This is a genomic window from Cryobacterium sp. RTC2.1 (assembly GCF_035018685.1).
GTDB classification, from domain to species: domain Bacteria; phylum Actinomycetota; class Actinomycetes; order Actinomycetales; family Microbacteriaceae; genus Cryobacterium; species Cryobacterium glucosi.
In genome coordinates this window covers 1-13,056 of record NZ_JASJXJ010000114.1, presented here as the reverse complement: position 1 = coordinate 13,056, position 13,056 = coordinate 1, and the positions used below count along the sequence as shown (strand labels likewise).

The following is a 13,056-nucleotide window of genomic DNA, read 5'->3' as shown; positions in this document are numbered from 1 at the left end:
GGCTCTATGTGAGTGAAATGATCACCTCGCGCGCGCTCGTCGAGCGCACCCCGGGCTCGATGCGCCTCATCGACCACCACGAGAGTGAGACCACCCGCTCCATCCAGCTCTACGGGGTCGACCCGAAGACCATCGGCGAAGCTGTCACGATGCTCGTCTCCGAGGACCGCGCAGACCACATCGACCTCAACTTCGGCTGCCCGGTCCCCAAGGTGACGCGCAAGGGCGGCGGAGCCGCCCTGCCCTGGAAGCTCGGCCTCTTTCGGAGCATCGTCGAGGCCGCGGTGAACGCGGCAGGCGCCGTTCCGGTCACGATCAAGATGCGCAAGGGCATCGACTCCGACCACCTCACCTACCTCGAGGCAGCGAGGGCAGCAGAAGGCGCCGGCGTTTCCGCCATAGCACTGCACGCGCGCACGGCGTCCGACTACTATTCCGGGCAGGCGGACTGGACGGCGATCGCGACCCTCAAGCAGGCCATCACGAGTGTCCCCGTGCTCGGCAACGGCGACATCTGGTCGGCCCAGGACGCGGTTCGCATGGTCGCGGAAACCGGCTGCGACGGCGTCGTCGTCGGCCGAGGCTGCCTCGGCCGGCCCTGGCTGTTCGGCGATCTCGCGGCGGCCTTCGGTCCGGCAGAGGGTGCCGGGGCCGCACTCATCCAGCCGAACCTCGGCGTCGTGGCAGACACCTTCCGTCGGCATGCCGAACTGCTCACCGAATTCTTCGACAGCGAGGAACGTGCCTGCCGCGACGTGCGCAAGCACGTGGCCTGGTACTTCAAGGGCTACTCGGTCGGCGGCGAACTGCGGGCCAGCCTTGCCTCCGTGGTCTCCCTCGCCCAGCTCGACGACCTTCTCGGCACCCTCGACCCGACCCAGGAGTACCCGGGCATCGGCGCGGAGGGTCCCCGCGGCCGGGCAGGCAGCCCCAAGAAGACCAGCCTGCCCGAGCACTGGCTCGACTCGCAGGAACTCGTCGGCTCCGAACGCGCTCGGCTCACCGAGGGCGAAGGGGACACCAGCGGTGGCTAACCGATCGGGGTACACGAGCTTCGACGAGGAACGCTACTTCCCGGAGGAACACAGCTCACGCCGCAGCGACTTCGCGCGCGACCGCGCCCGGCTGCTGCACTCGAGCGCCCTCCGCCGCCTCGCCGCAAAGACCCAGGTGCTGAGCCCGACCGCCGGACTCGATTTCGCCAGGAACCGGCTCACCCACTCCCTCGAGGTCGCGCAGATCGGACGCGAGCTCGCCCAACGCCTCGGCCTCGACCCCGACGTCGTCGACACTGCCTGCCTCGCGCACGACATCGGGCATCCTCCGTTCGGCCACAACGGCGAGAAGGCGCTCAACGCCTGGTCCCTCGACATCGGCGGGTTCGAGGGCAACGCCCAGACGCTGCGCCTGCTCACCCGGCTCGAACCGAAGGTCTTCGGCCCCGACGGCCGCAGCTACGGGCTCAACCTCACCCGCGCGAGCCTCGACGCGAGCTGCAAGTACCCGTGGCCCGCCGGCGAATCCGTGTCCGACCCGAGCGGCCGCGCCAAATTCGGGTACTACCCCGACGACCTGCCCGCTTTCGCGTGGATGCGCACCGACGCCCCCGACCGGATGCTGTGCATCGAAGCCGAGGTCATGGACCTCTCCGACGACATCGCCTACTCCGTGCACGACTTCGAGGATGCCGTCGTCAACGGCTACCTCGACCTCGCCGCCCTGAACGGCCGCGCGAGCACCGAGCTCGTCTCCTCGATGCACGCCTGGATCGGCGGCGCCGTCTCCCACGCCGACCTCGCGGCGGCATACGACCGCCTCGGCGCCCTCGACTCCTGGCTGCGCGGCTGGACGGCAGGGCGGCGTGACCAGGGTCGGCTCAAGAACCTGACGAGCCAGCTCATCGGTCGTTTCTCCGGAGCAGCCGTCTATGCCACCCGCCAGGCCTACCCGGCCGAGCGCATCGCGCGCTTCGGCGCCCACGTCGTGGTGCCGCCGAATATCGCAGCCGAGATCGCCGTGCTCAAGGGCGTCGTCGCTGCCTTCGTGATGTCGAAGAACACCCGGCAGCCGATCTACCAGCAGCAGCGCCAGGTCCTGACGCTGCTCGCCGACCGGTTGCTCGCCACCGGCGACGAACACCTCGACGCCGGCTCGAAGGAAGACTTCCACGCCGCCGCGGACGATGCCGCCCGCAAGCGCGTCGTCGTCGACCAGGTCGCGAGCCTCACCGACCAGTCCGCGCTCGCGTGGTACGAACGCCTGATCCAGAACTGAGCCTGTGCAGAACCCGGCCCGTGCCGAAGTCGGGCGTGCGGCGGGATAACATTCAGCTATGGCAGGCCTGATTCGACAAAGCGACATTGAAGAGGTCAAGGCCCGAACCAATATCGCCGACATCGTCGGCGACTACGTCAGCCTCAAGTCGGCCGGCGTCGGCTCCCTGAAGGGGTTGTGCCCCTTCCACGACGAACGCAGCCCGAGCTTCCACGTCCGCCCGCAGGTCGGTTTCTACCACTGCTTCGGTTGCGGCGAGAGCGGCGACGTCTACTCCTTTTTGCAGAAGATGGACCACGTCACCTTCAGCGAGGCCGTGGAACGACTCGCTGGCCGGGTCGGCCTCGAACTGCACTACGAGGGCGGCGGGGCGGATGCGCCGGACCACACCAACCGCGCGCGGCTCTACGCGGCCAACCAGGCCGCCGCCGACTTCTTCGTCGAGCAGCTCGGCAGCGCAGGGGCCGCCGTCGGCCGAACATTCCTCGGCGAACGCGGCTTCGACGCCCACGCGGCGACCCGGTTCGGGATCGGCTTCGCCCCGAAGAGCTGGGACGAACTGACCAAACACCTCCGTGGTCGCGGCTACTCCGATGAGGAGCTGACCCTCGCCGGACTGGTGTCGAGCCGGGAGGGATCGAGCGGCGTCTACGACCGCTTCCGCGGCCGGCTGGTCTGGCCCATCCGCGACATCACCGGCCAGACGATCGGCTTCGGGGCGCGCAAGCTCCTCGACGACGACAAGGGCCCGAAATACCTGAACACCCCGGAGACCCCGATCTACCACAAGGCGCAGGTGCTCTACGGGCTCGACCTCGCGAAGCGGGACATCTCCCGCAGCCACCAGGTCGTCGTCGTCGAGGGGTACACCGACGTGATGGCGTGCCACCTGGCCGGGGTGACGACCGCCGTCGCGACCTGCGGAACCTCCTTCGGAGTCGACCACATCAAGGTCCTCCGCCGGGTCCTCGGCGACGACAGCGGTGTCGGCGAGGTCGTTTTCACCTTCGACCCGGATGCCGCAGGCCAGAAGGCCGCCGTCCGCGCGTTCAGCGAGGAGCAGCGTTTCTCCGCGCAGACCTTCGTCGCCGTCGCCCCGGAGGGCCTCGACCCGTGCGACCTGCGGCTGCACAAGGGCGATGGGGCCGTGCAACGGCTGATCGAGTCCAAGAAGCCGATGTTCGAGTTCATGATCCGGCAGTTGCTCGCCCAGTACAACCTCGAGACTGTCGAAGGGCGGGTCTCCGCACTCCGGGCGGCGGCCCCGCTCGTGAGCGATATTCGCGACCCCGCCCTCCGGCCGGGCTATACGCACGAGCTCGCCCGGATGCTCGGCATGGAGCTCGGCGAGGTCGGCCGGGCCGTCTCGGCCGCGCTCAGCCGCTCACGCACCGCGCCGGGGACATCCGCCGCCGCCCGAGGCGGTGAGACCGGCGAGCCCGCGCGCGAACGCCCGTTCTCGATGGTCGAACTGCCGACGGACCCGGTCACCCGACTGGAACGCGACGGGCTGATGGCCATGCTCCAGCGTCCTGCCCTCGTCGGTGTCGAACTGCTGCAGCGGGCGGTGCAGACGGGATTCTCCCACCAGTCCCTCGCTGTCGTGCGTGACGCGATCGCGGCGAACCTGGATACCCTCTCGGCGCCGGACTGGATCGAGCGCGTTGTCGCGGACGTACCGGTTTCCCTGCAGAACCTGGTCACCGACCTGGCGATGGCGCCGCTTCCCGAACGCACCGAACGCGAAGTCGAACGCTACGTGCGCGACGTGACCGTCGCGCTCATCGACCGGGACTTCCTCCGCCAGAAAGCCGAGCTGCTCGGCCGGCTGCAGCGTGCTGACCCCACCGACCGTGTGCCGTACACGGCGCTGCAGCGTGAACTCATGCGGGTCGAACTCGAGCGGCGCAACCTGAGGGATGAGTAACTGAGCACACCTCGCGTGTTGCAGCTGGGTAAATATTCTGGCGAGAATTCGGGCAAACTGCGTTTTTCGTGATATTCCTTTCGGTACAGCAATGCAGAGGTGCGGCTCCCTCGCATGCCGCCTCTGCCGCATTTCGAGAGAAAGAGGCTCACGCACATGGCATTTTCACCCACCAGGCGCACCAGGCTGATCGGGGGACTGGCGCTCGTCGCCGCTTCCGCGCTCGTCCTCGCCGGCTGCTCGGCAGGCGGCACCACCGCAAGCGCCGGAGGCACCCTCCTGATCGGCACGACCGACAAGGTCACGACGCTCGACCCGGCCGGCTCGTACGACAACGGCTCGTTCGCCGTGATGAACCAGGTCTTCCCGTTCCTGATGAACAGCGCATACGGCACCGCCGATGTGACGCCGGACATCGCGACCAAGGCCGAGTTCACGACCCCCACCGAGTACACGGTCACGCTCAAGCCCGACCTCGTCTTCGCGAACGGTCACAAGCTCACGTCCTCAGACGTGAAGTTCAGCTTCGACCGCCAGCTGTCGATCGCGGACGCCAACGGCCCGTCGACCCTGCTGTACAACCTCGCGAGCGTCGCGGCTCCGGACGACACCACCGTCGTCTTCACCCTGAAGGCCGCGAACGACCAGGTCTTCCCGCAGATCCTGTCGAGCCCTGCCGGCGTGATCGTCGACGAGGAGACCTTCTCGGCGACCGCGATCACGCCCGATGCCGACATCGTGAAGGCGAACGCCTTCGCAGGCCAGTACGTCATCACGAGCTACGACTTCAACAACCTCATCGGGTACAAGGCCAACAAGGATTACAAGGGCAACCTCGGCGCGGCGAAGTCGGATGTCGTCAACGTGAAGTACTACGCCGACGCGTCGAACCTCAAGCTCGATGTGCAGGAAGGCAATATCGACGTCGCCTTCCGCAGCCTGTCGTCGACGGACATCGATGACCTGCGCGGCAACGACAAGGTCAAGGTCGTCGACGGACCCGGCGGAGAGATCCGCTACATCGTCTTCAACTTCGACACCCAGCCGTTCGGCGCCAAGACGCCCGAGGCCGACCCGGCCAAGTCGCTCGCCGTGCGCCAGGCCGTCGCCGACCTCGTCGACCGTGCCGAAATCGCCAAGCAGGTCTACAAGGGCACGTACACGCCGCTCTACTCCTACGTTCCGGCCGGCATGACCGGTGCCACCGAGTCCCTCAAGGGCCTCTACGGCGACGGCAACGGAGGACCCGACAAGGCGAAGGCCAAGGCAACGCTCGAAGCCGCCGGCATCACGAGCCCTGTCGCCCTCAACCTGCAGTACAACACCGACCACTACGGCCCCGGCTCGAGCGATGAATACGCGCTCGTCAAGGACCAGCTCGACGCCTCCGGCCTCTTCACGGTCAACTTGGCTTCGACCGAGTACGTCACGTACTCCAAGGAGCGCGTGAAGGACGCATACCCCGCTTACCAGCTCGGCTGGTTCCCGGACTACTCGGACGCGGACAACTACCTGACGCCGTTCTTCGCCGATGGTAACTTCGTCGGAAACCACTACAGCGACTCTGTCGTCAACGACCTGATCAAGCAGCAGGCCGTCACGACCGACAAGGACGCCCGTACCAAGCTCATCGAGGAGATCCAGGACAAGGTCGCAGCCCAGCTGTCGACCCTGCCCCTCCTCCAGGGCGCCCAGGTCGCCGTCACCGGGACCACGGTCACCGGAACCACCGACACGCTCGACGCATCCTTCAAGTTCCGCTACGCGGCGCTGAAGAAGGGCTAAGTCCGGCCTGTTTCACCAGTTGTAACCGGGGGGCATTCAGCCAGAGCGCTGGGTGCCCCCTTTCAATTCTCGATCGATAGGCAGTGATGACAACAGTGGCAGCGCGCCCGACCGCCCCCCAGGGAATCCGGCGCAAACGAACCTCCCCCGGCGGGGGCATCGGTCGTTACATCGCGGTCCGCTTCCTGCTCATCTTCCCGACGATCTTCATACTCGTCTCCATGGTCTTCTGGCTGATGCGCGCGACCGGCGACCCGATCACGGCCGCCCTCGGTGGCCGCCTCACCGCCGACCAGCTCGCCGAACGCATCCACGCCGCCGGCTACGACCGGCCGATCCTGGTCCAGTACTTCGAGTACCTCGGCCAGATCTTCACCGGCAACTTCGGCACGACGATCAGCACGAACAAGCCCGTCGTCGACGTCCTCCTCACCTATGGCGTCGCCACGGCTGAGCTCGCGTTCTACGCGCTCCTTGTCGCATTCATCGTCGGCATCCCGCTCGGCATGGTGGCCGCGTACTTCCGCGACAAGGGCCAGGACGCCTCCCTCCGGATCTTCGCGATCCTCTGCTACGCCACCCCGGTCTTCTTCTCCGGCCTGCTTCTCAAGCTGATCTTCTCGGTCTGGCTCAAGGTCCTGCCCGTCGCGGGACGGGCGACGACCGGCTCGGAGCTGCAGATGCAGTTCCTGCCCAGCAAGACCGGGATCTACACGATCGACGCGATCATGACCGGCAACCCCGCGGTGCTCATGGATGTGCTCGCGCACGCCGTGCTCCCGGCGATCGCCCTGGGCCTCCTCACCGCCGGTGTCTTCCTCCGTCTCGTACGCACCAACGTCATCGGCACCCTCGGCACCGATTACGTGGATGCCGCCCGGTCGCGGGGGGTGAGCGAGTTCCGGCTGGTCTCCAAGCACGCGTACCGGCCGGCCCTGATCCCGATCATCACCGTGATCGGCCTGCAGATCGCCCTGCTCCTCGGCGGTGCCGTGCTGACCGAGACGACCTTCGAATGGAAGGGCCTCGGCTTCATGCTCTCCGAATTCCTCAAGGCACGTGACTTCGTCGCCGTGCAGGGCATCGTCGCCCTGCTCGCCGTGATCGTGGCGCTGTCCAATTTCATCGTGGACATCATCGCCGCGATCATCGACCCGAGGGTGAGGTACTGACCATGAGCCACACGCCAGACACCACCAGTGCCCCCGTCCGCCGCGGCGGCCTCGCCGCACTCTGGAACCGGCTCCCCGTCGTGCACCAGGTGAAGCAGAGCATGGGCCTGCAGCGGGGAATGCTCGTCACCGGCCTCGTCATCACCGGCCTGTTCGTGCTCACCGCCATCTTCGCCCCCGTGATTTCGCCGTACGGCTACAGCCAGTTGCGTGACGCGAACGGCCCCTTCGGCGCCCAGGTGGCCCCGGGTGGCGCTCACATCCTCGGGACCACCGTCGGCGGCTACGACGTGCTGTCCCGCGTCCTCTGGGGTGCCCAGACCGCCCTGTTCGTGATCGTCGTCGCGGTACTGCTCTCCATCTTCGCCGGCGTGTTCCTCGGCCTCGTCTCCGGCTACTTCGGCGGTTGGCTCGACCGCATCCTCGTCGTCGTCTGCGACGCGGTCTACGCGTTCCCGTCCCTGCTGCTCGCGATCGTGATGTCGATCGTGATCTCCGGCGGCAAGTCCGACCTCGTCGGCGGAGTGGTCGCGGCGGCCATCTCCATCACCGTCGTGTTCATCCCGCAGTACTTCCGGGTGATCCGCGCGGAGACCGTCCGGATCAAGGCGGAGGCCTACGTGGAGTCCGCCAGGGTCCTCGGCGCGAGCAACGGCCGGATCATGTTCCGGCACGTGCTGCGCAACGCCACTCGCACCCTGCCGCTCATCTTCACGCTCAACTCCTCCGAGGCGATCCTCACCCTCGCCGGGCTCGGCTTCCTCGGCTTCGGCATCGAGCCGAGCGCCGCAGCAGAGTGGGGCTACGACCTGAACAAGGCCCTCTCCGACGTCACGAGCGGCATCTGGTGGACCTCGCTGTTCCCCGGTCTCGCGATCGTGCTCGTCGTGCTCGGCATCACCCTCGTCGGCGAGAGCCTCAACGACCTCGCCGACCCGCGCCTCCGCGGTCGCCGCTCGGTCGGCAAGGTTGTTTCCGTCGTCGCGGCGACGTCCGTCGTCCCCGGCGGTACGCTCACGGGCGGCCCTGGCGGCCTCGACGGCCTCGAGGGCGGCGCCGACGGCATCGACGCCGACATAGACAGCTTCACCGACGAAGGATTCGAGGACCGGTCATGACCGCGGCATCCGCCACCACCCCCGAGTCCGCCGGAGCCGTGTCCAGCACCGCGCGAAGCTCCGACGTGCTCAGCATCACTGACCTCACTGTGACCTTCGCGACCGACGCCGGCGCCGTGCACGCCGTCGCCGGCGTCAGCCTCCGGGTCGCGCCCGGCGAGGTGCTCGCGATCGTCGGCGAAAGCGGAAGCGGCAAGACCGTGACGGCCAAGACGATCCTCGGCCTGCTTCCGGAGACCGCGACGTCATCGGGAGCCGTGTTCCTCAGCAGCAAGGACGGCTCGAGCACGAACAACGTGATCTCCGTCGGCAAGCAGAAACTCCGCCAGCTCCGCGGCACCGACGTCTCGATGGTGTTCCAGGAACCGTCCACCGCGCTCAACCCCGTCTACACCGTCGGCTGGCAGATCATGGAGGGCATCCGCGCCCACGGCCAGTTCAGCCGCGCCGAGGCGAAGAAGAAGGCCGTCGAGATCCTCGGCAGGGTCGGCATCCCCGACCCTGAGATCCGGGTCAACTACTTCCCGCACCAGTTCTCCGGCGGCCAGAAGCAGCGCGTCGTCATCGCGATGGCCCTCGTGCTCGACCCCGGACTCATCGTCGCGGACGAGCCGACCACGGCGCTCGACGTCACCGTGCAGGCCGAGATCCTCGACCTGCTGCGCCGTTGCCGCGACGATTTCGGCACAGCGATCGTCCTCATCACCCACAACATGGGCGTCGTCGCCGACCTCGCGGACCGGGTCGCGGTGATGTACCAGGGCAAGGTCGTCGAAGAAGCGGATGCGCGCACCCTGTTCGCCTCCCCGCAGAACGACTACACGAAGAAGCTGCTCGCCGCCGTTCCGCACCTCGGCCAGGGCGTCGTGCACGCCGCAGACCGCGCGGCGGCGCGGACGCCCGGCTGGACCGCCGAGACGCCCGTCGTCGTCGCGAAGGACCTGCGCATCGAGTATCCGGGGCGGATGGGCCGCGGCGGCTTCACCGCCGTCGACGGCGTGAGCTTCAGCATCCGCCCTGGCGAGGTCCTCGGCCTCGTCGGCGAGAGCGGAAGCGGCAAGACCACCATCGGCCGCGCCATCGCCGGCCTCACCCGGGTGACGGACGGTTCCCTGACCGTGCACGGCCACCAGATGAACGGGTTCAAAGAACGCGCCTTCAAGAAGTTCCGCAGCGACATCGGCTTCGTCTTCCAGGACCCGGCATCGAGCTTCAACCCGCTGCTGACCATCGCCGACTGCGTCGCGGAGCCGCTCATCGTGCACGGCAGGGCGAAGAACCCTGCTGAGGCACGGGCCAGGGTCGACGAACTGCTCGAGGCCGTCCAGCTCCCGCGCAGTTACGGCGACCGGTACCCGCACGAGCTGAGCGGCGGCCAGCGCCAGCGCGCGAGCCTCGCGAGGGCACTCGCGCTCGAGCCCAGCCTGCTGATCGCCGACGAGCCCACCTCGGCGCTCGACGTCTCGGTGCAGGCCCGCGTCCTCGAGCTCTTCGCAGAGCTCCAGCGGGAATTCGGTTTCGCGGCACTCTTCATCAGCCATGACCTCGCCGTCGTGGATATCCTCGCCGACCGCATTGCGGTGCTCTACCACGGCAAGCTCGTCGAGGAGGGCACGAGCGCAGAGGTGCTCGGCGCCCCAAAAGATCCGTACACGCAGCGCCTGCTCGCCTCGCTGCCCGTTCCGGACCCGGTGGAACAGGCCGGACGCCGTGAGAAGCTGCGGGAGCTGCGTACGGCAGGATAGGAACCATGACTCGCGGCGCGGCATGGACCTTTCCCATCGCGATGGACGACCTCTCCGTCTCGTATCCGGCCCACGGTGCGAGCGACTCCTTCGCCGCCCTGCGCGGGATCACCCTCCGGGTCAATCCCGGTGAGGTGCTCGGTGTGCTCGGCGAAAGCGGCTCAGGCAAGAGCACCCTCGCCAGGGTGCTCTCCGGGAGCGGGGGATCGGCCGGCACGGACGTACGACCGCTGATCACCGGCGGCGAGGCGACCGTGCTCGGCCTGCGGTTGCGGGGCATCAGCCGCCGCAAGCTCGCCCGGTTGACCCTCGAGGTCGGGATGCTCGCCCAGGACGCCGGCCAGACGCTTCCGGCAACACTCACCGTCAGCGAGCTCGTTGCGGAGCCCGTGCTCGAGCGCGACGCCCGGTACCAGGCCGGTGCCCTCAGGGCGCTCGTGGCGACCATGGTGGATGCCGTGCGCCTGCCGCTCACCGTGCTCACGAAATACCCGTACGAGCTCAGCAGCGGCCAGCGGCAACGCGTCGCGCTTGCCCGCTCGCTCGTGCTCGGCCCCACCCTCCTGATCGCGGACGAACCGCTCGCGGGCGTCGACGTCACCGTCCGTGACGCCGTCGTCGACCTGATCGGCGAACTGCAGCGCGAACGCGCGTTCACGGCCGTCGTGATCAGCTCAGACCTCGCCGTTCTCCGGCGCGTGACCGACCGGATCGCCGTGCTGCACCAGGGCGTGATCGTGGGCCTCGGCACGATCGACGAGGTCTTCGCCGACCCGTGGCATCCCTACGTCGCCGAGCTTGCTTCGGCACTCACCCAGGACGGACAGCATGACAGCGATACCTGAGCACGCCCAGCATGAGGCCGTCCTGGCCGGCACGGTCACGGCCGTTCCGCTCGGGCAGCGGCCGCCGAGCGGGCCGATCGCGATCCTCCCGCACCCCGCAGACACCGCCACGTGGGCGGTGCAGGCGGCCGGGGGAGTCCTCGGACCGCTCTCGGATGCCACCCGAGGATTGATCTGGCTCTCCTACGGGCGTGCGGACGAGCTCCGCGCCGCTCTCGACGACAACCCGGGCATCGGCTGGGTCCAGCTGCCCTGGGCGGGAGTCGACGCGTTCAGCGACCTCCTGGCCGAGCAGGACCGGCCCGGACTGCTCTGGACGAGCGCCAAGGGCGCATACGCCCAGCCCGTCGCCGAGCACGCCTTCACGCTCACCCTCGCGCTCCTGCGCGTGCTGCCCAAGCGTGCCAGGGCCCTGAGCTGGAGCACCCTGCCGGAGGGGCGCTCCCTCTACGGTCGCCATGTCGTGATCATCGGCGCAGGCGGCATCGCCCTCGAACTCATCCGGCTGCTCGAACCGTTCGGGACGACGGTGACCGTTGTGCGCCGGTCCGCACAGCCCGTGGCCGGCGCGGCGCGCACGGTGCAGACGAGCGCCCTGCACGAGGTCCTCCCTGACGCCGACGTCGTCGTCGTCGCGGCAGCGCTCACCAAGGACACCCGGCATCTGATCGGCGCCCCCGAGCTCGCGCTGATGAACCGCAACGCCAACCTCGTCAACGTGGGCCGCGGTCCGCTCATCGACACCGATGCCCTCGTCGCGGCCCTCGCCGCAGGGAGCATCGCCGGCGCAGCACTCGACGTCACGGAACCGGAACCGTTGCCCGACGGGCATCCGCTCTGGACGGAGCCGCGCTGCCTGATCACGCCGCACTCGGCGGACACGCCCGAGATGACCGCTCCGCTGCTCGCCGAACGGATCCGGCTCAACGTGCTGGCCTTCCTCGGCGATGGCCGTTTCGTCGGCGTCGTCGACCCGCAGCGCGGGTACTGAGCCCGTGCCGGGCCGGTGCCGAAGCGCAGGGAGGCGACCGCTTCCCGGCCCCGATTTGGCGAACGGCCGATTCTTGGTAAAGTAATAACGCTGTTCAAGCGGAAACGCTGTTCCAGCTTTTCCTCGATAGCTCAATTGGCAGAGCATCGCACTGTTAATGCGACGGTTCTTGGTTCGAGTCCAAGTCGGGGAGCGAAAGGCCACTCAGGGCTCCACCCCGGGTGGCCTTTTCTATTTCTATTTCGTTCTGTTTTCTCTTTTCGTCCGGAAGTTCTGGAAAGGCGACACCGTGGAGTTCTGGCCTCTCGCAGCCGGCGTGCTCGCCGCAGTCGCCGTCGTCCTGCTGCTGTTGTGGCTCCTCACGGCTCTGCGCCTTCGCCGCATCATCTTCGACCGCACGGCGGCCGAACGGATGCGTATCGACCTCGAACTGTCCCTCGCCGAACAGAACGGCCGCCTCGGCATCATCCGGGAGCTTCAGGACGGTGCGGTGCTGAACGTCGCCCGGCTGATCACGCAGGCAGAGGGTGCGCGGTACACGGCGGAGAACGACCCGGCGAGCGCGGTCCGGGTCGCGACGGCCCTCGTCGAGGACGGCAGGGTCGCCCTCGCGGACATGCGCAGGGTGCTCACGATCGTGCGCGAGGGCGAAACCGTCGACACGCCCCAGCCGGGCCTGCAGTCCGCGCGGAACCTGTTCCGCGTGATGCGCGACGCCGGCCTCGAGGTGAGCTTCGCCGAGTCCGGCGACCGTTTCCCGCTCAAGCCGGGCGCCGAACTCGCGATCTTCCGGATCCTGCAGGGCGCACTCGCCAACGCCCTCACGCACGGCGGCCGCGGCACGGCGGCGAACGTCTCTTTCACCTGGACCAGGGACGGCCTGCAGCTCCTCGTCGACGACGACGGCATCCGCGCGGCCGCCCGCAGGGTGAGCTCCGACCCCGACGAGGTCGCCGCGCGCACCCGGTACACGATCGACGACGACCTGCACGCGCTCAGCGAGAGCGTGTCCGGTGCGGGCATCACCCAGATGCGTGAGCGCGCAGAGCTTTTCGGCGGCACCTTCACGGCGGGCACCGTCCCGGGTGTCGGCTTCTCCGTGTCCGTAGTCTTCCCGTTCCTGCGCTACCACAACGGTGTGCACGGCGTGAACCTCTCCCGGTAGCGGGATGCCCGCGCAGCTCCCTCCCGAAGACGAC

10 protein-coding genes and 1 tRNA gene are annotated in these 13,056 nt (G+C 68.2%); all 11 read left to right on the top strand.

What is annotated here, in order from left to right:
• Positions 1–1,034: tRNA dihydrouridine synthase DusB (gene dusB / locus QN357_RS13635; protein ID WP_323505020.1), on the top strand; the 1,034-nt coding region annotated here is incomplete at its 5' end.
• Positions 1,027–2,274 carry a deoxyguanosinetriphosphate triphosphohydrolase gene (locus tag QN357_RS13630; RefSeq protein ID WP_241975263.1) on the top strand — a complete coding sequence of 416 codons (1,248 nt, stop codon included), beginning with the start codon at positions 1,027–1,029 and terminating at the stop codon, positions 2,272–2,274. The genes dusB and QN357_RS13630, both read left to right, overlap by 8 nt.
• A gap of 58 nt (positions 2,275–2,332) precedes the next feature.
• Positions 2,333–4,201 (top strand): DNA primase, encoded by a 1,869-nt coding sequence (gene dnaG / locus QN357_RS13625; protein WP_134446036.1) that lies wholly within the window; start codon positions 2,333–2,335, stop codon positions 4,199–4,201.
• A 156-nt stretch (positions 4,202–4,357) separates the two neighbouring features.
• Positions 4,358–5,986 (top strand): ABC transporter substrate-binding protein, encoded by a 1,629-nt coding sequence (locus QN357_RS13620; RefSeq protein ID WP_134558462.1) that lies wholly within the window; start codon positions 4,358–4,360, stop codon positions 5,984–5,986.
• An 86-nt stretch (positions 5,987–6,072) separates the two neighbouring features.
• On the top strand, positions 6,073–7,158 hold the full coding sequence (locus tag QN357_RS13615; protein WP_134446034.1) for an ABC transporter permease: 1,086 nt from the start codon (positions 6,073–6,075) through the stop codon (positions 7,156–7,158).
• Between the two features lie 2 nt (positions 7,159–7,160).
• Positions 7,161–8,276, top strand: a complete 1,116-nt coding sequence (locus QN357_RS13610) for an ABC transporter permease (RefSeq protein ID WP_134558461.1) — start codon at positions 7,161–7,163, stop codon at positions 8,274–8,276.
• Complete coding sequence (locus tag QN357_RS13605) at positions 8,273–10,021, top strand: ABC transporter ATP-binding protein (protein ID WP_134446032.1); 1,749 nt, start codon at positions 8,273–8,275, stop codon at positions 10,019–10,021. The genes QN357_RS13610 and QN357_RS13605 overlap by 4 nt, the downstream gene beginning before the upstream one ends.
• Before the next feature lie 5 nt (positions 10,022–10,026).
• On the top strand, positions 10,027–10,866 hold the full coding sequence (locus QN357_RS13600; protein WP_322140794.1) for a dipeptide/oligopeptide/nickel ABC transporter ATP-binding protein: 840 nt from the start codon (positions 10,027–10,029) through the stop codon (positions 10,864–10,866).
• A complete protein-coding gene (locus QN357_RS13595; protein WP_134446030.1) occupies positions 10,850–11,857 on the top strand; it encodes a D-isomer specific 2-hydroxyacid dehydrogenase family protein in 1,008 nt (335 codons plus the stop codon). The genes QN357_RS13600 and QN357_RS13595 overlap by 17 nt, the downstream gene beginning before the upstream one ends.
• A 120-nt stretch (positions 11,858–11,977) precedes the next feature.
• A tRNA-Asn gene (locus QN357_RS13590) sits at positions 11,978–12,050 on the top strand.
• Positions 12,051–12,146: 96 nt separating this feature from the next.
• Complete coding sequence (locus QN357_RS13585) at positions 12,147–13,022, top strand: sensor histidine kinase (protein WP_134558457.1); 876 nt, start codon at positions 12,147–12,149, stop codon at positions 13,020–13,022.
• Positions 13,023–13,056 lie beyond the last annotated feature (34 nt).

Excerpts from the sequence above, each read along its gene's own strand:
- dnaG (WP_134446036.1), top strand. The coding sequence starts at position 2,333 with ATGGCAGGCCTGATTCGACAAAGCGACATTGAAGAGGTCAAGGCCCGA.
- QN357_RS13595 (WP_134446030.1), top strand. The coding sequence starts at position 10,850 with ATGACAGCGATACCTGAGCACGCCCAGCATGAGGCCGTCCTGGCCGGC.
- QN357_RS13615 (WP_134446034.1), top strand. The coding sequence starts at position 6,073 with ATGACAACAGTGGCAGCGCGCCCGACCGCCCCCCAGGGAATCCGGCGC.
- QN357_RS13620 (WP_134558462.1), top strand. The coding sequence starts at position 4,358 with ATGGCATTTTCACCCACCAGGCGCACCAGGCTGATCGGGGGACTGGCG.
- QN357_RS13600 (WP_322140794.1), top strand. The coding sequence starts at position 10,027 with ATGACTCGCGGCGCGGCATGGACCTTTCCCATCGCGATGGACGACCTC.
- QN357_RS13605 (WP_134446032.1), top strand. The coding sequence starts at position 8,273 with ATGACCGCGGCATCCGCCACCACCCCCGAGTCCGCCGGAGCCGTGTCC.
- QN357_RS13610 (WP_134558461.1), top strand. The coding sequence starts at position 7,161 with ATGAGCCACACGCCAGACACCACCAGTGCCCCCGTCCGCCGCGGCGGC.